We start from the raw sequence: 21,116 nt of genomic DNA on the forward strand, positions 1-21,116 counted from the left end.
TGCACGCATACTATTTTTTAGTATATTTGAAAAAAGTTACCACATGAAACCAACATTAACCGAGTTATTACAAATAAAGCATCCCATTATAATGGCGCCTATGTTCCTGGTATCAAATACCGCCATGGTAATTGAAGGCATGAAAGCCGGAGTTGCCGGTTGCATTCCTGCCTTAAATTACAGAACATTGGAGGAACTAAAAGCCGCCATAAAAGAATTGAAAGAAGCAAAACCGGAAGGTGGAAGTTTTGGTTTCAATCTGATCGTAAACAAATCGAACATAAAATACAAAGACCAACTACGTGTATTGTGTGAAGAAAAAGTAGATTTCATCATTACTTCGTTGGGAAGTCCCGAAGAAACCATCAAAGAAGCACATAAATCAGGTGTTAAAGTCTTTTGTGATGTAACCGATTTAAGTTTTGCCAAAAAAGTAGAAAGTTTAAAGGCAGATGCACTTATCGCCGTAAACAATCAGGCCGGCGGACACAGAGGAAATATCGGTCCAGAAGATTTAATCAAATTATTGGACGAACACACTTCGTTGCCGGTTATATCGGCAGGAGGCGTTGGCTGTAAAGCTGACGTGGATAAAATGCTGAATGCTGGTGCCGTTGGAGTTTCCATTGGAAGTTTATTCATTCCTTCGGAAGAAGCCAAAGTATCACAGGAATACAAGCAGGCTTGTGTTGATTATGGGGCGAAAGACATTGTGATGACCGAAAAAATTTCCGGAACACCATGTACAGTAATCAATACTCCTTACGTACAAAAAATCGGAACCAGATTAAATTGGCTGGAGCGCTTTTTAAACACCAATAAACGTCTGAAAAAATGGGCAAAATTGATCCGTTTTATGATTGGCAACAATGCTGTCACAAAAGCCGCTACCGAAGCTACATACAAAACCGTTTGGGTTGCCGGACCAACAATTGAATATTCAAAAACAATCCTACCGGTACAGAAAATAATTGATACATTGGTTAAATAGTTGGAGAGGGCAGAGTTGTAAAGATTCTGCTCTTTTTTTATTTAGTCCGTCAGGAATTCGTAATTTCGCATCAATAATTTTTATACTATGCATTTCATTTCTGAAGAATTAGAAAACTATGTAGCCAATCATAGTGAGAACGAACCGGAATTATTAGCCCGCCTGAACAAAGAAACCCACCAGAAAATATTACAGCCCCGCATGTTAAGCGGTCATTTTCAGGGAAGGGTCTTGAGCATGCTATCCAAATTAATCCGTCCTGCAAGCATTTTGGAAATTGGAACCTACACCGGTTATGCCGCATTGTGTTTAGCCGAAGGATTAACCGAAAACGGAACTTTGGATACTATTGACAATAACGAAGAATTATTCGATTTCCAAAAAAAATATTTTGACCAGTCAACATGGGCCAACCAAATTCACCAGCATTTAGGAAACGCATTGGACATTATTCCGGGTTTAAACAAGAAATTTGACTTGGTATTTATTGATGCAGATAAAGAAAACTATATCAACTATTTTGAGATGATTGTTCCGATGATGAATAAAGGCGGTGTAATATTATCAGACAATGTATTGTGGAGTGGAAAAATTCTGGGTGATGTTAAAACCAACGACAAAAGCACCAAAATTCTTTTGGAATACAACGAATTGCTAAAAAAAGATACGAGAGTTGAAACCGTTTTACTACCAATAAGAGACGGATTAACCGTTAGCAGGGTTTTGTAATTCCGGGAAGTATTTTTTCAAGACGATTAAATACAAACGGTAAAACATATAGCCGGAAAAGATTCCGAAAAGGTATCCCGAAAGTATATCACCCGGAAAATGCAATCCCAAGTAAATACGGCTGTAAGCAAAAATCAAAGGAAATAAAAACAGTAAATAAGCGTGACGGTAATATTTTTTCATCAATGAGAAAATTAAAACCGTACTCGCCATAGAATTTGCGGCGTGACCCGAAAAGTAACTGTAAGTACTGCTACTTTTAACAATCCTGATCATTGAATTAATTTCGGGATCATTACAAGGACGTAAACGCTGCACTGTAGCTTTTACCAACTCAGTCATTCTGTCTGTAAAAAATATCAATAAAGCCAGCATCAGAATAACAATTCCGAAGTTTTTCCATCCCAATTTCTTCTGCAACAGATAAAAAACAAAAAGAAACACCGGAGCCCAGTGCAATTGTTTTGTAATCAAAAGCCAGAATCCGTCAAAAGGTTCTGAACCCAGACTGTTTAAAAATACGAGAAGTTGCTTATCTAATTGAATTATTTTTTCCAAGATTACATTTGGCGTTTAATAGGTCCGGTCAAGTCATCGAAGTTCTCTTTCACTTCATTAATTTCAGAAGAAATATCCAAAGGATTATTACCTCCGGTCAGTTTATTGGTTTCATCATTTACGATTTTATCAAAACCGCTTTTGACTTCTTCCACTTCACGGTTAAAATCCCTTGTTAATGAAGACAATTCATGATTATCGGCACTACGTTGTATTTCAGATTTAATCTCGTTAGTAGCGTTTTTAAGATGCGCCATTCCTTTACCCAGAGTACGTGCGATATCAGGAATCTTCTCTGATCCAAACAACATCAATGCGATGAAAATAATTAATATTAATTCGCCTCCGCCTATTCCAAACATTTCTTTAAGTTTACTAAATTCAGTGGTACAAAGTTAAACAGAAATTAACTCTTATGTGTGAAAAATATAATAAAAAAACTTGTCATCATAAACTCCGGGAATCTTTATCAGATTACACAAACAGTTCACAATGACAAGTCATAATGTTTTACAATTACTCAAATTTTGACTTCACTTCTTCTTTTGGCCAAGCATTATTGGTCACATCGATATCAGCTGTTTCTTCTTTCGGATCGACCATAATCTTTTTGATTTGCTTTTGGGTTGCAAAAGTTCTTGAAACCTCTTTATCGTTTTTCATCCAGATCTGAACCGGAAATTTATGATTTTGAGTAGTCCCGTCTTCAAAAGTAATTTCAACAATCAGCGGCATAACTAATCCTCCGGGCTTATCAAAAGTCACCTGATAGAAATATTTAGGAGATTCCAATTTAGCGCGTTCAGTTTCATTAAAGTTAGCTGTCAGATACTCGTCTAATGTTTTTATCTCTTTAACATCCAGTTTCTTTCTGTTCTCTGATTTAACATCTGTACCAGTACCATCAATCATATAAACCATAGGTCCTGAATTTCTGAAACGGTTACGTCTGCTGGTTTGCTGCGCCTGGAAATTAGCCGGAGCATCATTAGACACATAAAACTGCTTAACTTCTTTGATTCCTATATCAGTAAAATCAGTTGTATAGAACCATCCTCTCCAGAACCAATCCAAATCAACTCCGGAAGCATCTTCCATTGTTCTGAAAAAATCCTCAGGTGTTGGATGTTTGAATTTCCAACGGTTAGCATAAGTTTTGAATGAATAATCAAACAATTCACGTCCCATAATGGTTTCGCGCAAAATATTTAATCCTGCAGCGGGTTTTCCGTAAGCGTTATTACCAAATTGCTTGATTACTTCAGAATTTGACATAATTGGCTCAATCCAATTCTGATCACCACTCATATAAGGAACAATCAATTTAGCCGGACCTCTGTCAACCGGAAAATTAGGGTCAAATTCGATTTCTGCTAAATATTCCAGAAAAGTATTCAAACCTTCATCCATCCATGTCCACTGACGCTCGTCTGAATTTACAATCATTGGAAAGAAATTATGTCCCACTTCATGGATGATTACACCTAACATACCATATTTTACACGGTCAGAAACCACACCATTTTCATCAGGACGTCCAAAGTTCCAGCAAATCATCGGATATTCCATTCCCTGATCCTGCGCGTTTACAGAAACCGCTTTTGGATATGGGTAATCAAATGTATGGCTCGAATAACTTTTTAAAGTATGAGCAACCGCTTTTGTAGAATATTGTTCCCATAACGGATTTCCTTCTTTTGGATAAACTGAAGTTGCCATAACATTTTTGTCTCCCAATTTAACAGCCATAGCATCCCAAATGAATTTTCTTGAAGTCGAAATACCGAAATCACGGACATTCTCAGCCTTGAATTTCCAAGTTTTTTTCTTTTCTGACCATGATTTCTCACGCTCCACAGCTTCTGCCTGAGTAGCAATAATAACCGGTTTATCAAATGTTTTTTCCGCTAAAAGATAGCGTTGGTATTGAGCCGGGGAAATTACCTCTGCCCTATTTTGCAATACTCCGGTAGCCTCCATGATGTGGTCAGCCGGAACTGTAATATTTACTTCATAATTACCAAATGGCAAAGCGAATTCACCCTGTCCCCAGAATTGCATATTTTGCCAACCTTCAACATCGTTATAGACAGCCATTCTTGGGAAAAACTGCGCCAAAATATACAAACGGTTTCCGTCTTTGAATTGCTCATATCCTGAACGCCCTCCATCTACCATATAATTTCCGATGTTGTACCACCATTTGATAGAAAACACGAATTTCTCGCCTTTCGCCAAAGGTGTTTTCAGATTGATACGCATCATAGTTTCATTAATCGTATACGAAACAGGTTGACCAGCAATATCTTTGATGTAATCAATTTTAAAACCTCCGTCAAACTTCTCTTCCATGTAAGTTCGTGAAAAAGCAGCTGCACTTAGCGCCGGATCAATTTTCTCGCTGCGGATTAATGGTGTTTTGGAATTTTTAGCAAACAGATTCTGGTCCAATTGCACCCATAAATAATCCAAAGATTCTTTGGCATTATTCGTATATGTAATTGTCTCAACACCTGATAACCTGGCATTTTTATCATCCAGCTCGATATCCATTTTATAATCGGCTCTTTGCTGATAATATTCAGGACCAGGAGCACCTGATGCTGTGCGGTACATATTCGGAGTTGCCATCAAATCATACATTTGACGGAACTTACTGGTATCAGTATGTCCTTCCTGTTTCGGTTTGGACTGGCCTTGTTCCTGAGCCATTACCACACCCGAAAAAGACAACATTAAAGCTAAAAATTTAAAATTTTTCATGACAGAAACTCAATTTTAGGAGCTAAAAATACTTATTTTTTCAAACCACACTAATATTTAACTATGGTTTTAACAAACCTTTTGCATTTCCGGGAGTAAAAAGAAAACTCTGTTTCTTTCCATATACCGTTGTTTGGATTATATTTTGCTGTTCATCGACAAAATCATGCAACACTGAATTATGGATTTCCAGTGTTTTTATTTTCGGAATATCTTTTACATTATAATAGCAAATAAGCACGTTCCCCTCCATCTCCTTGTTTGCAAAATTGATAGCCTTTGACTGCCCATTAACCTTAACCGAAAAGTTTTCAAAAATATACTTTTTCATCAACGTTATGTCATTCGCAGACTCGTTTGGTTCTCCCAAATTTGTTTTCTGATTATACTTAATCTTCAACATATTATTCAAATCATCTACAAAGATGCGGGATGTAATTTGAAGCATTTTTTTATCCTGCGCAAAATTAATCTGATAAATAGACACATAAAATTTGTGTACTGCAAAAGAGGACATTACTAAAAGTAAAGAACTAACCGTTACTATTTTCAAAAACTTTTTCATACACTCATTATTTCTTAACATCTTCCAAAATTAAAGTTTTGTACTGACCCGCTATATCTCCTATCAAAAATGCGACCAAAGTACGGTTCTTATTTTTCACGGCTTCTGCAAATTGCACATTATCCAAAGCATAAATTTGAAAACCACTGATATACTCTTCAGGAATTTGAAGTGTTTCCACATAATATTCATTCAAAAACATCTCTTCCAATGCCGCCAAAAGTATTTCTTTTTTTTCTACAGAAAGTTCTTTTTTCAACATACTGGTTCTCCCGCTAAGCTGATTAATAAGTCCGTCAACACTCATGCCTCCCAAAGGAATCAACAACGGACTGTACCATTTCAACTTCCCTGCCGTCTTCAATTTACGCTCGGCAGGCGTATATTCTTTCACATTCTTAGATACAATTCCCTGCGACTTGGCTGTGATTGCATTTACTTTAATTTCAGCCAATTCACCGGCTTTGGTTTTTACTGCTATATTTAAAATTCCTTTATCAAAAGAATGAATTGTAAGTCTTAACTGCACACCTTCGATATATTTAGCAGTAACAACCAAAATGTCTCCGGGATTGGCTTCAATGGCAAAATATCCTCCATCAGCAGTAATTGTAGATGTCTTGGTTGTAAAGTTAGCCACCATGATTCCGTCCGGATTGACTTCAGAAATAACCCTTCCTTTCAAAACAGATTGAGCAAATACGTTTTGAAACAAAAGCAACAGTACAACAATAACGTAATTATTTTGCCCCATCTATTATCTGCAAATAGTTCATCACTTTCTCTTTGAGTAAATTTTCGACTAATTTAGTCTTTTTTGCGTTTAAAAGCCGGGTAACATTCACATCATCCAAAGCATAAATTACAAATCCCTTTACATATTCCAGCGGTAGCTCCAGTACTTCGGTATAAAATTTTTCAGAGAACAATGACTCTAATTTTCTTTGCAATTTTTCTTTCCTTTCAACTTCAAGTTCTTTTTGCAATAGAGCTGTACGTCCCGAAATAGCATTCAACAAAGGATCAACTCCTATTGACGCACCTGTAGTCCCGTCGGCATTACCTTTCACCGCGAGTCCGCTGGCTGTTTTCAATTTTCTTTCTGCCGGAGTATACGTTTTCGTATCACGTGGAATAATCCCCAAATCGACTGCATTGATATGTGGATAATTCCGGACTATTACTTCATCCAAAACATAAGGTTGTAATCTCAATTTAATAAAGAACAATTCTTCCGAAAAATCTTTCTCTTTCAGGACAATCTGTTTTCCCTGAACATTAACTCCCGAAACAACCAGAGTATCTTTTGGCTTTGCCATAATTTTAAAATAACCCTGCTCATCAGCGATTGTTTCCTTTTTTTCCGAATAATTTACAATATATATCTTATTGACTGAAGGAGCTTCCATAACAATCTTCCCTTTCATCAAATTTTGCGAAAACACACTTTGGACAAATAATAAAAAAAGTAAAACTATTCTCATAAGACTAACATTATAGTGGTAAAAGTAAATTTGATTGCTCCCAATTTATTATTAATGACTTGGTAAAAATTTGTTAATTCTAAATATCTTTGACGCACAATAACCCAAATAAAAATTCAACAGTTAAACCATCCTGAACAGTATGAATAAAAAAATCATCCTTGCCAGCACTTCCACACTATACAATGGTGGCTATTTAGAGTATCTTTTACCCACATTGAAAAAGCATTTCGAAAGCGCTAAAAACCTGATTTTCATCCCTTATGCAAGACCAGGCGGAATTACACACGAAGAATATACCAAAAAAGTAAGCGAAGCCTTCAATACAATAGGCATCAATGTTTCCGGATTGCATAAATTTGACAACCCGGCCGAAGCCATTCAAAAAGCGGAAGGGATTTTCACCGGAGGAGGAAATACTTTTTTATTGGTTAGCCAATTGTACAACCTGAATCTGATGGATGTCTTAAAAAAAACAGTTGAAAACGGAACCCCATACCTGGGAACCAGTGCCGGAAGTAACATTGGCGGACGCACGATGAACACTACTAACGATATGCCAATTGTTTTACCCCAAAGCTTTAACACTTTAGGATTAATCAATTTCAATTTAAATCCGCATTATTTAGATCCAATTGAAGGCTCAACCCACATGGGAGAAACAAGGGAAACACGCATCAACGAATTTCACAAAGTAAGCGATATACCCGTTTTGGGATTACGCGAAGGAAGTTGGCTTGAAGCCTACGGAAACAATATTATTCTAAAAGGAGATTTAACTGCTCGTTTATTCAGAGCCGGCGAATTTGCCGTAGAAATGGCTCCAGGTGAGAATCTAAACTTTTTATAAAACAGACCTCAGGTGATACCTGAGGTTTTTTTATTTATAATTCCATCTAAGATTACTAACTAAAACAAAAAAACTCAAGTACTAACTTGAGGTTTACAAAGCGGAAGACGAGGCTTCTCGTTGCGTACAACGAGACGACAACCAGCTAAAAAACAAAAAGCCCCAAGTATTAACTTGAGGCTTTACAGAGCGGAAGACGAGGCTCGAACTCGCGACAACCAGCTTGGAAGGCTGGAGCTCTACCAACTGAGCTACTTCCGCAGGGTGTAATTTTTAAAACTTTTCTTGTTTTTAGAGCGGAAGACGAGGCTCGAACTCGCGACAACCAGCTTGGAAGGCTGGAGCTCTACCAACTGAGCTACTTCCGCTTTTGAGGTTGCAAATATACAGAATTACTTTTCTTATCTGCAAACTTTTTTTAAAAAAAATATTTCCGATAAACACATAAAAATAGTCGAGCAATAGCAAGCCACTAATAATTAAAGTTTTAGAATTAGTATTAAATTTGTCAAATATGATTGAAATTAAAATAATTGCGTCAGAATTAACTTACAAAGTTAGGCAACCAATACTCAGACCCGGCAAACTAATTGAAAGCTGCCGGTTTGAAGGAGATGATTTAAACACTACCATACACTTCGGGCTTTACAAAAACGATGAACTAATTGGAGTGGTTTCTGTTTTTGAAGTGCAGAATGAAAATTTCGGCAATAAAAAACAGTACCAGGTAAGAGGCATGGCCATTTTGGAAAACGAACAGCAAAACGGATACGGAAATCTTCTCATGACCGAAGTTGAAAAATTAGCCTTACACAATAATGTTAATATAATTTGGTTTAATGCTAGGGAAAAAGCTGTGAGTTTCTATAAAAAATCAGGTTACGAGACTTTCGGTACAGAATTTGATATTATAGGAATCGGAACACATTTTGTAATGTGGAAACAAATTTAACTTTATGAAATATACCATTACTACTGTTTTACTAACTATTTTCATATATATTGGCTGTGGTAACAATTCAAATCACCATAACAGAACGGAAGAGTTTATTGCCAATGCCTTAAAGAATAAAAAAATCCAAGAAGGATGGGATTTACCCGAAAACCGCATTCAATTAATCGAAGCTGTTAAAAATGCAGATAAAGAAGGTCTTTTACCGGAAGATTATGACTATCAGAAATTAGCAGAATTCGAAGCCAATTTAGATCTGAAGCCAGATTCAAAAGAAGAGTATTACAAATTACTGACTTCAGCATATATCAAATATATTTCCCACTTGACTAACGGAAAAATCAACCCGTTGGAAATTTATTCCGATTGGGAAATGAAACCGAAAGAAATACATCCGGACACCATTTTATCGATTGCATTACAAAAAAACAAAATTGACAGTACAATTGAAAGCCATAAACCAAAGCATACAATTTATCTCAATCTGAAAAAAGCTTTGGCGAAATTAGAAGCGATGCCGGAGGAAAATTTTGACTCAATTATTACAAAGGAAAAATTCAAAATCGGATTCAAAAGTAAAACTGTTGAAAAAATAAAAGCCAAACTTCGTTATTGGGGAGATTTGCCTGTATCGGATACTTTGGCAAACGACCTATATGACAAGGAATTAAAATCTGCGGTAAGCAAATTCCAATCAAGACACGGATTGGCAGATGACGGTATTATTGGCCCCGGAACCCTAAAAGCCTTGAACTTCAGTAAAAAAACCAGAAAAGAACAATTAATTGCCAATCTGGAACGCTGGAGATGGTTCCCAAGTGATCTGGGCGATAACTTTTTAGGTGTTAACATCCCGAATTACATTTTATATGTTGTAGAAAACAAAGACACGATTTCAAATCACAAAGTAGTCGTGGGACAACCCAAAAGAAAAACCCCTGTTCTTTCTTCAAGAGCAGACAATATAGTCTTTAATCCAACATGGACAGTACCTCCAACAATCATAAAAGAAGATTTAATACCTGATGCAACAAAAAGCAGAAGTTATTTTACCAAAGCCAAAATCAAAATCTTCAACCACAAAGGAGCCGAAATTTCGCCCTGGGAATGGCAGCCAAAAGACGCTAAGAAATACAAGTACGTTCAGGATCCGGGATACAATAATTCATTGGGTGTTGTTAAAATCAATTTCCCGAACAACCATCTGGTTTACATGCATGACACTAACCACAGAGATTATTTTGTCTACAACTACCGCGCATTAAGCTCTGGCTGTGTACGCATTGAAAAGCCACTACCTTTAGCTGAATATCTGCTAAAAACAAAAACATTTAAAGAAAGACAGAAAAACAAAAAACTGATAGAAAAACCTATTTATTCAAAAAGCGAAATTGACACTATAGTAAAGACTAAAAAAACAAAAACTGTAAAGCTGGATCAGAACTTTGGCGTTCATTTCCTATACTTTACAGCTTGGTATGATAAGCAGGATTTACAATTCAGACAAGATATCTATAATTATGATCCTGAATTATATCTTCGTTTAAGCAACCAATTTACTGGCGATATCGTAGCTCCCGCTAGGATGATAGATAAATAAACAAGATTTCCCTTTAATTGTTTGTATGATTTGCTCTTTTAAAGCTTCCGGGATTGCAGGACAGCCTTGGCTTCTTCCTAAATATCCCTGAGATTTTAAAATTGAAGGATTAGCATAATCAGCACCATGAACAACAACTGCTCTTGAACGTGCATTACTGTTAATTCCTCTTTCCTGACCATCTAATTTTAAAGATAAACCATGTTTCCCAAAGTACGTTTCACCTGTAGTATAAAACCCTAGGCTACTCTTGTTAGAATTCATTTCATTCGAAAAACTTGTAGCGAACTCACTGCCCGATTTCATTCCATGGGAAACAACAGTATTAAAAAGGATTTTATTTGAAACTAAATCAATAACCCACATTCTCTTTTTAGTAGAAGACATACTAAAATCTATAACGGTAAGTATATCTTTTTCAACAATACCTTTTTGTTTTAAAGAATAAAAACCAGTCATGGCACGTTTGAAGCATTCCATTTGAGGCAAAGCAAAATCATTTGCATCTAATGAATTGTAAACCAACTCAATCTTAGCAGCTAAACTTACAGTGTTTGTATTAGCCAGCAACTTCGGATCTGTGTTATTTGTAGACTTTGGGGCAAAAGACATGAAAAATAACAGTAAAAGGGGTAAAAATCTGTAATTCATTGATATTCTTTTAATTGTGTTGTTATTTGTACAAGGCAAATATTACTAAAAAAAATATACCATCCAAATTTTTTTTGCATTTTGTCGGTATTTTTATGCATTTCGTCGATATTCCTAACTTTTTAACAAATAGTTAAACATATCATAAAACACTTTAAAATAAGGGGGTTTTCTTTATTTTTGAACCTTCATCAATCATCAAAATCATGGGAAAAAATTTTTTATCAATTGTTGCGATTTTTCATACAATTTTGACATTTTCGCAAACAACACCCTCAAAATCAGATTCTTTTGAGAAGAAAAAATTACTTACCAAAAGAATTTCCAATCCAATTTCGATTGACGGATTACTTGATGAAGCCGAATGGCAGAATGCCGAGACCGCTACTGATTTCGTAATGCTTGAACCTGATAACGGAAAACCTATCGATCCCACCAAAAAAACCGACGTTAAAGTTCTCTATGATGACGAGGCTATATATATAGGTGCAATACTAAATGATAATGAGCCTGAAAAAATAATGCGAGAAATAACCCAACGTGATGATGACGGTGCTACCGATTTTTTTGGGATTAGCGTTAATGGATATAACGACGGGCAACAGGAATTTCGTTTTATTGTTACCGCCGCAGGTGTACAATGGGACGCCAATGCCAGTTCAACAACGGGAGAAGACGCTTCCTGGGACGCCATTTGGGAAAGTAATGTAAAACTAACTGAAAAAGGCTGGCAGGTAGAAGTTAAACTTCCGTATTCGGCATTGCGATTTTCAAAAGAACAGAAACAAACCTGGGGAATACAGTTTTTCAGACAACTCAGAAGATTCCGTCAATTATACACTTGGAATTACGTAAATAACAACAAAGGATCTTTAGAACAACAATCGGGCGAACTTACAGGAATTGAAAGCATCAAAACCCCTACCCGCTTGTTCTTTTTCCCTTACGCTTCAACCTATGTGAGCAACAACAAAGAAAACGGAACAAAAACAGAATTCAAAGGCGGAATGGATATTAAATACGGAATTAATGATGCTTTTACACTTGACGCAATTTTAGTTCCTGATTTCGGACAGACCGCATTCGATAATCAAATCCTGAATCTGGGTCCGTTTGAGCAACAATTCAATGAAAACAGACCTTTCTTTACTGAAGGAACCGACTTATTTAACAAAGGTAATCTTTTCTATTCAAGAAGAATTGGCGGAAAACCCTCTTTGAGAAAAGGGAAATTGAATGACATGAAAGGAGAAGATGAAATCATCGAAGATTATCCTGAAAAAATAAATCTGGTGAATGCCTTAAAAATTTCGGGGCGTACCAAAAAAGGCTTGGGAATTGGTTTCATGAATGCCGTAACCGAAAAAACAGAAGCCACTTTAAAAGACACCATCACAGGCATCAGAAGACATCAAGTTGTTGAATCTTTGGCTAATTACAACATTTTAACATTAGACCAACGTTTTAACAAAAACTCATCGGTTTCCCTTATCAATACAAACGTAACGCGTAATGGTGAATTCAGGGATGCAAATGTATCTGCTTTGGTTTTTGATTTAAATACAAAAAAGAACACATTCAATCTTTCAGGAGATTTCAAATACAGCTATGTAAATGAATTTCAAAAGCAGGAAAACAAAAACGGATACAATACTTCATTAAGTTTTTCGGAAACAAGTGGAAAAATACGTTTTAGCCTTACCACAAATTACATCACAAAGGAATTTGACAATAACGACCTTGGCATTACCTTCAAGACTAATTACCTAGGCACCTACGGAAATTTGCATTACCGTATTTTAAAGCCAACCAAAACATTCAATACACTAACAGCGAACATGAACGTAAACAGTGAATTTGAGAACATAACCGGTAAACTTCAGGCTGGAAATGTTAATTTCAATTTGAATTCTACCTTTAAAAATAATGACGGTTTTGGCGGAGGATTGTTCATCAGACCTTTAGATGTACATGATTTTTATGCACCCCAAAAAGACGGAAGATATGTCACCTACCCGGAATATTATGAAACATGGGTTTATTATTCTTCCAATTATAACAGAAAATTTGCTTTTGACTTTAACCCATGGATAGGCACAACATCTGAAGTTGGACGTGACAGTTATGGCTTCAGCTTGAGTCCGAGATACCGTTTCAGCAATAAACTCATGGTTATTTTAGGATACGATTACAGTAAAGAAAATAACACAGTTGGTTTTTACGACCATCTGGATGACGGCGATATCATTTTTGAAAAAAGAGACATCAATACTTCAACAGTTTATCTAAAAAGCAGATTTGCCTTAAACAACAAAATGACAATCAACATCAATACCCGGTATTACTGGAGTTATGTTGACGCAAAAGGTTTCAAGGAATTACAGGAAGACGGAAGCTTAAACAATATCTATTTACCGGAATCATCCGCTCAGGATTTCAGTTCCTGGAATCTGGATTGCTCATATTCATGGTGGATTGCTCCCGGAAGTCAATTAAATATTTTATACCGTAACAATTCCGGAAATTATGACGAAGGCTTGAGCAGAGTGGAAAAAAACCTGTCACATAACTTCCAGAATTTATTCGGAGACAAATTAAATCATACTTTTTCAATCAGTTTACGTTACTTTTTAGATTTCAACCGGGTTAAAAGCTGGATTTAATTTTCTAATTTTGAAGCTATTTCTTTAGCATCATAAAATGAACAAAAAAGTAATCCTAATGATTTTGGACGGATGGGGAAAATCTCCAGATCCAAAAGTCTCGGCAATTGACAACGCAAACGTACCTTACATAAACAGTTTATACACCAAATATCCCAATGCCCAATTAAGAACCGATGGTCTCAACGTTGGACTTCCGGAAGGACAGATGGGCAACAGTGAAGTAGGTCATATGAATTTAGGCGCCGGACGTATTGTTTATCAGGATTTGGCAAAAATCAACCTGGCTGTAGAACACAAATCATTAAACGACGAACAAGTATTAAGCGATGCTTTTGCTTATGCCAAAGGAAACAACAAACCGGTTCATTTTTTAGGTTTGGTTTCAGACGGAGGTGTTCACTCGCATACAGACCATTTAAAAGGCTTACTGGATGCCGCACAGGATTTTGGCCTGCAAAAAGTATTCATTCACGCCTTCACCGATGGACGCGATGTTGATCCCAAATCAGGCGCAAAACACATTGAAGATTTAAACGAATACACCAAAAAGTCTTCCGCAAGAATCGCTTCAATTGTAGGACGTTATTATGCCATGGACCGGGACAAAAGATGGGAGCGTGTAAAAAAGGCATATGATGTAATGGTCAATGGAACCGGAACCCATTCTAAAAATGCCGTTTTAAGCATACTGGAGAGTTACCACAATCATGTTACCGATGAATTTATAGAACCTATTGTGATGGTTGATGAAAACGACCTCCCTTTAGCAACAATAAAAGAAGATGATGTCGTTATCTTTTTCAATTTCAGAACAGACCGCGGACGTGAGTTAACCGAAGTGCTTTCCCAAAAAGATTTGCATGAACAAAACATGCACAAACTCAACTTATACTATGTTACCATGACCAATTACGATGAAACATATAATAATGTTCATGTGATTTACGACAAGGATAACATTACTGAAACTCTTGGAGAAGTTTTGGAAAAAAACAATAAAAAGCAAATCCGTATCGCCGAAACTGAAAAATACCCGCACGTTACCTTTTTCTTTTCAGGCGGTCGCGAAGAACCTTTCACCGGAGAAAGCAGAATCCTTTGCCCTTCTCCAAAAGTGGCAACTTACGATTTAAAACCTGAAATGAGCGCCTTTGAACTCAAAGATGCTTTAATCCCGGAACTGGAAAAAGGAGAAGTTGATTTTGTGTGCCTGAATTTTGCCAATGGCGACATGGTAGGACATACCGGCGTGATGGAAGCAGCCATTAAAGCCTGCGAAGCTGTTGACATTTGCACCAAAGAAGTTATCGAAACCGCTTTAAAACACAACTACACAACTATTGTAATTGCTGACCACGGAAACTGTGAAACCATGATCAATCCTGACGGATCTCCGAATACGGCTCACACAACCAATCCGGTTCCGATTATTTTAGTTGACAAAGATTTAAAAAAGATCAACAATGGGGTTTTAGGTGATATCGCCCCAACAATTTTGGAGCTGATGGGAATCAATAAGCCGGAAGTAATGACAAGTCACTCTTTATTATAAGCAAACAAATATGAGAAGATCAGTAACAGCTGCACTCATAGCAGCACTGGCATTGACAGCCTGTACATCACAACAAATTATGCCTCTAAGAGGAGGAACACCAATAGCCATGGATAAAAGAGCAGTAATCCAAGAACCACAAAAACCAGCCGAGACATTTTTACTCGGATTGAAAACAAAATCTGATCTGGAAGCTGCACCTTATGACAGCTGGTTTAAACCGGGTGAAGAAGCCTACAAAAGCAATCCGTCAGTCATTACTTTACTGAGAAACGCACCACAGGATTACCAAATCAGCATTTTCATGGGCACCTGGTGCGACGACAGTAAAGCACAGGTTCCAAATTTTTATAAGATTCTGGGCGAAATTGATTTCGATTTATCCAAAGTAAAATTAATTACGATGGACAGAGAAAAAAAGACACCTGAAAATTTTGAAGAAGGCTTAAACATTACGAATGTACCGACTTTCATCTTTTACAAAAACGGAAAAGAATTACACCGTATAGTAGAATCCCCGGTAGAAACACTTGAAGCCGACATGCTGAAAATCATATCAGAGGAGCCTTACAAACATACTTACCAGAATTAAAAAAATAAAATTAGTACATTTGCAGTCCAATTTTTGCAACAATGATAATCGTAAAAAACCGTGAAGAAATTGAATTGATGCGTGAAAGCGCCTTGATTGTTTCCAAAACCTTAGGAATGATTGCTTCTGAAATCAAACCAGGTGTAACCACTCTATCTCTCGATAAATTAGCTGAAACCTTTATTCGTGACCACGGAGCCACACCGGCTTTCCTTGGCATGTATGGTTTCCCGAACTCTTTATGTATGAGTCCGAACACCCAGGTCGTTCACGGTATTCCAAACAACACACCTTTAGAAGACGGCGACATTATTTCGGTAGATTGTGGTGCGTTAAAAAATGGATTTTACGGCGATCACGCTTACACTTTCGAAGTGGGTAATGTAAATGACGCAACGAAAAGACTTTTAAAAATCACTAAAGAATCTTTATACGAAGGTATCCGCGAATTAAAAGCCGGCAACCGTACCGAAGACGTAGGTTACGCCATCCAGAAATATTGCGAAAGTAATGGTTATGGTGTTGTACGTGAATTAGTAGGACACGGAATCGGGCGTACGATGCACGAAGCTCCTGAAATGCCTAATTACGGAAAACGCGGACGCGGAAAATTGTTGCAGGAAGGAATGGTTGTTGCCATTGAACCGATGATTAATCAGGGAACCAAAAATATCAAACAGCACAAAGACGGCTGGACAATTACCACTGCCGATGGAAAACCTTCAGCTCATTTTGAGCACGATGTAGCCATTATTGACGGAAAACCGGAATTGTTATCAACTTTTGCTTATATCTACAAAGCTTTGGGAATCAATTCCAATGAAGAAAATGAATTTAGAAAACTGCCTTTAGTGTTATAATGAAAAAAATTTTCAAATTCATACTGAACACCATTCCTCGCCCAATATTGATCCGTTTAAGTATTGTTGTGCGCCCAATTTTGGCTTTTTTATTAAAAGGAAATAAGTTTACCGATCCAATTGACGGAAAAAGTTTCCGCATGTTTTTGCCCTACGGATACGGCAACCAACGGAACAATGTATTATCACCCAGCACTCTTTCGCTGGAAAGACACCGCTTACTTTGGTTATACTTACAAAACGAAACCGATTTTTTTACGGCAACCCAAAAGAAGAAAGTATTGCACTTTGCACCGGAACAGGAATTTTACAAGCGTTTCAAGAAACAGAGTAACATCGATTATACCACAACCGATTTATTTTCTCCATTGGCCGATGTAAAAGCCGACATCTGTAATTTGCCTTTTGAAGACAATTCATATGATATCATTTTTTGCAACCACGTTTTGGAACACATCCCGGATGACACAAAGGCCATGCAGGAATTGTACCGTGTTTTAAAACCAGGCGGTATGGGTATTTTCCAGATTCCACAGGATTTATCTCGTGCGACGACTTTTGCAGATGACACAATCACTGATCCGAAGGAACGCGCTAAAATATTCGGACAATATGACCATGTACGTGTTTATGGTTTGGATTACTTTGATAAATTAAGAAGCATCGGCTTTACAGTTTCCGAAGTAAATTACACCGAAAAAATTTCCCCTGAATCAGTCGAAAAATACTGTCTGGCACAGGGCGAAATCATACCGGTTTGCCATAAATAATATCTTGGCATAAAATTCGTTGTAAAATAATATCTTTACTGAATCAGATTTTTCGTTATGATCCACAAAGTTATTACATACTTCATTTTCATACTTGCCGTAAATCTTAATTTACAGGCACAGGCCGTAACCGAAACACCGCCGCCTTTCAACATTAAAACCATCAGCTTTAATCAGGGCGTTGGAAATGTTTTCCCTTTTTTCAAATTAGGTGCATCTTTCCAACTCACTTTCGATGATTTATACGGAAATGAAGAAGATTATTATTTTACGATTACTCATCACAATTACAATTGGGAACCTTCTGAACTGGCAAAAGCCGAATACCTGGCCGGAACCGATAACCAACGCATTCAGAATTACGAAAACTCATTCAACACACTACAGTTATATTCACATTACCGGTTAAATTTTCCGAATAATTTTTTCCAACTCACCAAAAGCGGAAATTATCTGGTATCGGTTTTTAACAATGACAAGGAACTGGTTTTTTCAAAAAAATTCATCGTTTATGAAGAATTAACAGACGTCCCGATGCAAATCAAGCGCTCGAGAAACATCAGTGACATCAAAGAAAAACACAATGTGGAATTTGCCGTAAAATCCCAAAACATTCTTTTTCAGTCACCCAATCAAAACGTTAAGGTCATTTTATTCCAAAACGGAAAATGGAACAATACCATTGTGAATATCAAACCCCAATACACTATCGGCAATGATTTAATCTTCAGATACAATACCGAAACCCAGTTTTTTGCCGGAAACGAATACCTGAATTTTGACAATAAAGAAATCCGGGTTCCCACAAATACCGTTCAGCGGATTGACTCAAACAATGGTTTATACAGTGCTTATCTATATACCGATCCTTCAAGAAAAGACAAAGGCTACACCTATTTCCCGGATATAAACGGAAGCTTTTTAAACCGCAACCTGATTGCAGAAAACAGTGATGTACAATCTGATTATGCCTGGATGCATTTCACATTGTTTGCTCCCACCCTTCCAGCAAAATCTGCCATTTATGTAACCGGGATGTTCAATAATTATCAATTATCCGTAGAAAACAAAATGGATTATGATGCTGAGAAAGGTGTTTTTGAAAAAGCAATCCTGATCAAACAGGGTTTCAACAATTACAATTACACACTTTTGGACAGCAACAATAAACTCGATGAAAAAAATGCCATCGACGGTAATTATTATGAAACCGAAAACATTTACGATGCTTTCATATACTATCGCGCCAATGGTGAAAGATACGACAGGGTAATCGGAAAAGGTGAAGCATCTTCCCTTAATATAACCAATTAAAAAATTTAACAGGAATATAGAACGTATATTTTTTTTAATTTCTAAATTTGTATAATCCTCAGGCTTAAGTTTATGGTAACTCAAATTACACAAGGCATTAAAATTTCGGTTATGACGACTTTTGAAGGAACCTACTTCAAAAATCATAAGATGCATTTTGCCTTCAGTTATCATATTTCCATCGAAAACCACAGCAAAGATTCAGTACAGCTCATGGCACGCCACTGGGAAATCTTCGATGCTCTCAACAGTATGGAAGTCGTTGACGGCGAAGGGGTTGTTGGCAGAAAACCGGTATTAAAACCCGGAGAAGTACACACTTACAGCTCCGGTTGCCTCCTTTGCGCACCATTCGGGACGATGCAGGGTTATTTCAGCATGATCAATTTCACTTCCACAAAGTCTTTTAAAGTTATTATCCCTCCTTTTAAATTAAGTGCTCCTTTTGCATTGAATTAATTTGTGATTTCTTTATAAATTAATCTGTTTTTCCTTTGTACTTTTGTGCCAATTAATTTATTGTTTTAATCTAACTATTTAACAATCATAAAATGCTAAAAGGATTTTTTAACGTACCGAAAGCGGTTAACGAACCCGTAAAATCATACGCTCCGAATTCTCCCGAAAGAGCTGCAGTACAATCAGCTTATAAAGAATTATGGAATTCACAAATCGATGTTCCTTTATACATCGGAAGCGAAGAAATCCGTACAGGAAATACAAGAAACATGTCAGCTCCGCACGATCACAAACACATCGTTGGGACTTATCATTTAGCCGAAAAAGCGCACATCGAAAAAGCGATTGCAAATGCTTTGGAAAGCCGCACTAAATGGGCAAACATGGCTTGGGAACAAAGAGCTGCCATATTTTTAAAGGCAGCCGAATTGATTGCTGGTCCGTACCGCGCAAAAATCAATGCTGCCACTATGATCGCACAATCAAAAACGATTCACCAGGCAGAAATTGATGCAGCATGTGAGTTAATTGACTTCTTACGTTTCAACGTAGAATTCATGACGCAGATTTACCAGGATCAGCCAACATCAAATTCAGATATGTGGAACCGTGTGGAATACCGTCCATTAGAAGGATTTGTATACGCAATTACACCATTCAACTTTACAGCAATCGCTGCCAATCTACCGGCAAGTGCTGCCTTAATGGGGAATGTAGTGATTTGGAAACCATCAGACAGTCAGGTTTTCTCTGCAAAAGTAATTATCGACGTATTCAAAGAAGCGGGAGTTCCTGACGGTGTAATCAACGTAGTTTTCGGAGATCCGGTAATGATTACCGACACTGTTTTGGCTTCTCCTGATTTTGCAGGAATCCACTATACAGGATCAACATTTGTTTTCAAGGAAATCTGGAAAAAAATCGGAGAAAACATCCATGCTTATAAAACATACCCAAGAATTGTTGGGGAAACCGGAGGAAAAGATTTTATCATGGTTCACCCTTCAGCTGATGTTAAGCAAGTAGCTGCAAACAGTATCCGTGGTGCTTTCGAATTCCAGGGACAAAAATGTTCGGCTGCATCGAGAGCTTACTATCCAAAAAGCTTATGGCCTGCCATCAAAGAGGAAATGGGTAAAGAATTAGCGACTATCAAGCAAGGTTCTCCCGAAGATTTCTCAAACTTTGTTACCGCTGTAATCCATGAAGGTTCATTCGATAAATTGGCTAAATATATTGATCAGGCTAAAAATGATGCTGATGCGGAAGTTATTTTCGGTGGAGGATACGACAAATCAAAAGGGTATTTCATTGAACCAACTGTTATCCTAACAACAAATCCTAAATATACTACAATGGAAACGGAACTTTTCGGTCCGGTTCTAACTGTTTATGTATATGAAGATGAAAAATTCTCTGAAACATTACAATTAGTAGATTCAACATCAGAATACGCTTTAACCGGAGCTATTTTCAGTCAGGACCGTTATGCTATTGAAGAAGCTACCGTGGCTTTACAAAACAGTGCCGGTAACTTCTATATCAACGACAAACCAACCGGTGCGGTTGTTGGACAACAGCCTTTCGGTGGAGCAAGAGCTTCAGGAACGAATGACAAAGCAGGTTCTGCACAAAACTTACTACGCTGGGTTTCTCCTCGTACCATCAAGGAAACCTTTGTAACTCCTATAGATTACAGATACCCGTTTTTGGGCTAATCATAATTAATTTCATTAAAAAGCCTGACAATGTCAGGCTTT

The 21,116-nt window shown here is 37.1% G+C and carries 20 protein-coding genes and 2 tRNA genes; 13 read left to right on the forward strand and 9 right to left on the reverse strand.

The genetic code is table 11. From position 1 onward, the window contains the following. The first annotated feature begins 43 nt into the window (after positions 1 to 43). Together NAT51_RS04405 and NAT51_RS04410 are read left to right on the forward strand one after the other, a co-directional pair. Positions 44 to 991, forward strand: coding sequence for an NAD(P)H-dependent flavin oxidoreductase (locus tag NAT51_RS04405; protein ID WP_250595742.1), 948 nt, complete (start codon positions 44 to 46; stop codon positions 989 to 991). A gap of 87 nt (positions 992 to 1,078) precedes the next feature. After that, positions 1,079 to 1,720: an O-methyltransferase gene (locus tag NAT51_RS04410; RefSeq protein WP_250595744.1), complete on the forward strand. Its 642-nt coding sequence runs from the start codon at positions 1,079 to 1,081 to the stop codon at positions 1,718 to 1,720. Here the strand turns inward: NAT51_RS04410 and NAT51_RS04415 are convergent. From NAT51_RS04415 to NAT51_RS04440, 6 genes are all read right to left on the reverse strand, one after another. Further along, positions 1,697 to 2,281: a phosphatase PAP2 family protein gene (locus NAT51_RS04415; protein ID WP_250596232.1), complete on the reverse strand. Its 585-nt coding sequence runs from the start codon at positions 2,279 to 2,281 to the stop codon at positions 1,697 to 1,699. The two genes, NAT51_RS04410 and NAT51_RS04415, sit on opposite strands and share 24 nt — an antisense overlap. Next, complete coding sequence (locus tag NAT51_RS04420) at positions 2,281 to 2,640, reverse strand: Sec-independent protein translocase subunit TatA/TatB (protein ID WP_250595746.1); 360 nt, start codon at positions 2,638 to 2,640, stop codon at positions 2,281 to 2,283. The genes NAT51_RS04415 and NAT51_RS04420 overlap by 1 nt, the downstream gene beginning before the upstream one ends. Before the next feature lie 154 nt (positions 2,641 to 2,794). Next, the gene (locus tag NAT51_RS04425; protein WP_250595748.1) at positions 2,795 to 5,041 is read right to left on the reverse strand and encodes a M1 family metallopeptidase; all 2,247 of its coding nucleotides are present in this window, start codon (positions 5,039 to 5,041) and stop codon (positions 2,795 to 2,797) included. Positions 5,042 to 5,102: 61 nt separating this feature from the next. Then, positions 5,103 to 5,606 carry a DUF6702 family protein gene (locus NAT51_RS04430; RefSeq protein ID WP_250595750.1) on the reverse strand — a complete coding sequence of 168 codons (504 nt, stop codon included), beginning with the start codon at positions 5,604 to 5,606 and terminating at the stop codon, positions 5,103 to 5,105. A gap of 7 nt (positions 5,607 to 5,613) precedes the next feature. Next, positions 5,614 to 6,360 (reverse strand): hypothetical protein, encoded by a 747-nt coding sequence (locus tag NAT51_RS04435; RefSeq protein ID WP_250595752.1) that lies wholly within the window; start codon positions 6,358 to 6,360, stop codon positions 5,614 to 5,616. Beyond that, on the reverse strand, positions 6,347 to 7,090 hold the full coding sequence (locus NAT51_RS04440) for a hypothetical protein (RefSeq protein ID WP_250595754.1): 744 nt from the start codon (positions 7,088 to 7,090) through the stop codon (positions 6,347 to 6,349). The genes NAT51_RS04435 and NAT51_RS04440 overlap by 14 nt, the downstream gene beginning before the upstream one ends. 142 nt (positions 7,091 to 7,232) lie before the next feature. Here NAT51_RS04440 and pepE point away from each other — a divergent pair, with 142 nt between their 5' ends. Next, positions 7,233 to 7,940, forward strand: a complete 708-nt coding sequence (gene pepE, locus NAT51_RS04445; protein ID WP_250595756.1) for a dipeptidase PepE — start codon at positions 7,233 to 7,235, stop codon at positions 7,938 to 7,940. A gap of 188 nt (positions 7,941 to 8,128) precedes the next feature. Here pepE and NAT51_RS04450 read toward each other — a convergent pair. Both NAT51_RS04450 and NAT51_RS04455 read right to left on the reverse strand, forming a co-directional pair. Beyond that, positions 8,129 to 8,201: transfer RNA gene (locus NAT51_RS04450), tRNA-Gly, on the reverse strand. 34 nt (positions 8,202 to 8,235) lie between these two features. Next, a tRNA-Gly gene (locus NAT51_RS04455) sits at positions 8,236 to 8,308 on the reverse strand. 146 nt (positions 8,309 to 8,454) lie between these two features. Here NAT51_RS04455 and NAT51_RS04460 point away from each other — a divergent pair. Both NAT51_RS04460 and NAT51_RS04465 read left to right on the forward strand, forming a co-directional pair. Next, positions 8,455 to 8,892 carry a GNAT family N-acetyltransferase gene (locus NAT51_RS04460; protein WP_250595758.1) on the forward strand — a complete coding sequence of 146 codons (438 nt, stop codon included), beginning with the start codon at positions 8,455 to 8,457 and terminating at the stop codon, positions 8,890 to 8,892. Between the two features lie 4 nt (positions 8,893 to 8,896). Next, complete coding sequence (locus NAT51_RS04465; protein WP_250595760.1) at positions 8,897 to 10,492, forward strand: L,D-transpeptidase family protein; 1,596 nt, start codon at positions 8,897 to 8,899, stop codon at positions 10,490 to 10,492. Here the strand turns inward: NAT51_RS04465 and NAT51_RS04470 are convergent. Beyond that, entirely contained in the window at positions 10,436 to 11,143 is a 708-nt protein-coding gene (locus tag NAT51_RS04470; protein ID WP_250595762.1) for a murein L,D-transpeptidase catalytic domain family protein, read from the reverse strand. The two genes, NAT51_RS04465 and NAT51_RS04470, sit on opposite strands and share 57 nt — an antisense overlap. A 206-nt stretch (positions 11,144 to 11,349) precedes the next feature. Here NAT51_RS04470 and NAT51_RS04475 point away from each other — a divergent pair, with 206 nt between their 5' ends. The 8 genes from NAT51_RS04475 to pruA all read left to right on the forward strand — a co-directional run bounded on the left by NAT51_RS04475 (position 11,350) and on the right by pruA (position 21,074). Beyond that, positions 11,350 to 13,806 carry a DUF5916 domain-containing protein gene (locus tag NAT51_RS04475; protein ID WP_250595764.1) on the forward strand — a complete coding sequence of 819 codons (2,457 nt, stop codon included), beginning with the start codon at positions 11,350 to 11,352 and terminating at the stop codon, positions 13,804 to 13,806. 37 nt (positions 13,807 to 13,843) lie between these two features. Continuing rightward, complete coding sequence (gene gpmI / locus NAT51_RS04480; RefSeq protein WP_250595766.1) at positions 13,844 to 15,361, forward strand: 2,3-bisphosphoglycerate-independent phosphoglycerate mutase; 1,518 nt, start codon at positions 13,844 to 13,846, stop codon at positions 15,359 to 15,361. 10 nt (positions 15,362 to 15,371) lie between these two features. Further along, complete coding sequence (locus NAT51_RS04485) at positions 15,372 to 15,953, forward strand: thioredoxin family protein (RefSeq protein ID WP_250595768.1); 582 nt, start codon at positions 15,372 to 15,374, stop codon at positions 15,951 to 15,953. A 41-nt stretch (positions 15,954 to 15,994) separates the two neighbouring features. Continuing rightward, positions 15,995 to 16,813: a type I methionyl aminopeptidase gene (map, locus tag NAT51_RS04490; RefSeq protein WP_250595769.1), complete on the forward strand. Its 819-nt coding sequence runs from the start codon at positions 15,995 to 15,997 to the stop codon at positions 16,811 to 16,813. Next, the gene (locus NAT51_RS04495) at positions 16,813 to 17,583 is read left to right on the forward strand and encodes a class I SAM-dependent methyltransferase (RefSeq protein ID WP_250595770.1); all 771 of its coding nucleotides are present in this window, start codon (positions 16,813 to 16,815) and stop codon (positions 17,581 to 17,583) included. Before map ends, NAT51_RS04495 begins: the two co-directional genes overlap by 1 nt. Positions 17,584 to 17,640: 57 nt before the next feature. Continuing rightward, entirely contained in the window at positions 17,641 to 18,897 is a 1,257-nt protein-coding gene (locus NAT51_RS04500; RefSeq protein ID WP_250595771.1) for a type IX secretion system plug protein, read from the forward strand. A 72-nt stretch (positions 18,898 to 18,969) separates the two neighbouring features. Beyond that, positions 18,970 to 19,356, forward strand: coding sequence for a Co2+/Mg2+ efflux protein ApaG (gene apaG, locus NAT51_RS04505; protein WP_250595772.1), 387 nt, complete (start codon positions 18,970 to 18,972; stop codon positions 19,354 to 19,356). A 92-nt stretch (positions 19,357 to 19,448) separates the two neighbouring features. Continuing rightward, positions 19,449 to 21,074: an L-glutamate gamma-semialdehyde dehydrogenase gene (gene pruA / locus NAT51_RS04510; protein ID WP_250595773.1), complete on the forward strand. Its 1,626-nt coding sequence runs from the start codon at positions 19,449 to 19,451 to the stop codon at positions 21,072 to 21,074. Positions 21,075 to 21,116 lie beyond the last annotated feature (42 nt).

The sequence above is a fragment of the Flavobacterium amniphilum genome (genome assembly GCF_023634845.1).
Taxonomy (GTDB): Bacteria; Bacteroidota; Bacteroidia; order Flavobacteriales; family Flavobacteriaceae; genus Flavobacterium; species Flavobacterium amniphilum.

Coding starts and splice junctions, on each gene's coding strand:
- NAT51_RS04460 (WP_250595758.1), top strand. CDS start 8,455: ATGATTGAAATTAAAATAATTGCGTCAGAATTAACTTACAAAGTTAGG.
- pruA (WP_250595773.1), top strand. CDS start 19,449: ATGCTAAAAGGATTTTTTAACGTACCGAAAGCGGTTAACGAACCCGTA.
- NAT51_RS04465 (WP_250595760.1), top strand. CDS start 8,897: ATGAAATATACCATTACTACTGTTTTACTAACTATTTTCATATATATT.
- NAT51_RS04435 (WP_250595752.1), bottom strand. CDS start 6,360: ATGGGGCAAAATAATTACGTTATTGTTGTACTGTTGCTTTTGTTTCAA.
- NAT51_RS04440 (WP_250595754.1), bottom strand. CDS start 7,090: ATGAGAATAGTTTTACTTTTTTTATTATTTGTCCAAAGTGTGTTTTCG.
- NAT51_RS04405 (WP_250595742.1), top strand. CDS start 44: ATGAAACCAACATTAACCGAGTTATTACAAATAAAGCATCCCATTATA.
- NAT51_RS04500 (WP_250595771.1), top strand. CDS start 17,641: ATGATCCACAAAGTTATTACATACTTCATTTTCATACTTGCCGTAAAT.
- NAT51_RS04485 (WP_250595768.1), top strand. CDS start 15,372: ATGAGAAGATCAGTAACAGCTGCACTCATAGCAGCACTGGCATTGACA.
- NAT51_RS04430 (WP_250595750.1), bottom strand. CDS start 5,606: ATGAAAAAGTTTTTGAAAATAGTAACGGTTAGTTCTTTACTTTTAGTA.
- gpmI (WP_250595766.1), top strand. CDS start 13,844: ATGAACAAAAAAGTAATCCTAATGATTTTGGACGGATGGGGAAAATCT.
- map (WP_250595769.1), top strand. CDS start 15,995: ATGATAATCGTAAAAAACCGTGAAGAAATTGAATTGATGCGTGAAAGC.
- pepE (WP_250595756.1), top strand. CDS start 7,233: ATGAATAAAAAAATCATCCTTGCCAGCACTTCCACACTATACAATGGT.
- NAT51_RS04475 (WP_250595764.1), top strand. CDS start 11,350: ATGGGAAAAAATTTTTTATCAATTGTTGCGATTTTTCATACAATTTTG.
- NAT51_RS04420 (WP_250595746.1), bottom strand. CDS start 2,640: ATGTTTGGAATAGGCGGAGGCGAATTAATATTAATTATTTTCATCGCA.
- apaG (WP_250595772.1), top strand. CDS start 18,970: ATGGTAACTCAAATTACACAAGGCATTAAAATTTCGGTTATGACGACT.
- NAT51_RS04425 (WP_250595748.1), bottom strand. CDS start 5,041: ATGAAAAATTTTAAATTTTTAGCTTTAATGTTGTCTTTTTCGGGTGTG.
- NAT51_RS04495 (WP_250595770.1), top strand. CDS start 16,813: ATGAAAAAAATTTTCAAATTCATACTGAACACCATTCCTCGCCCAATA.
- NAT51_RS04470 (WP_250595762.1), bottom strand. CDS start 11,143: ATGAATTACAGATTTTTACCCCTTTTACTGTTATTTTTCATGTCTTTT.
- NAT51_RS04410 (WP_250595744.1), top strand. CDS start 1,079: ATGCATTTCATTTCTGAAGAATTAGAAAACTATGTAGCCAATCATAGT.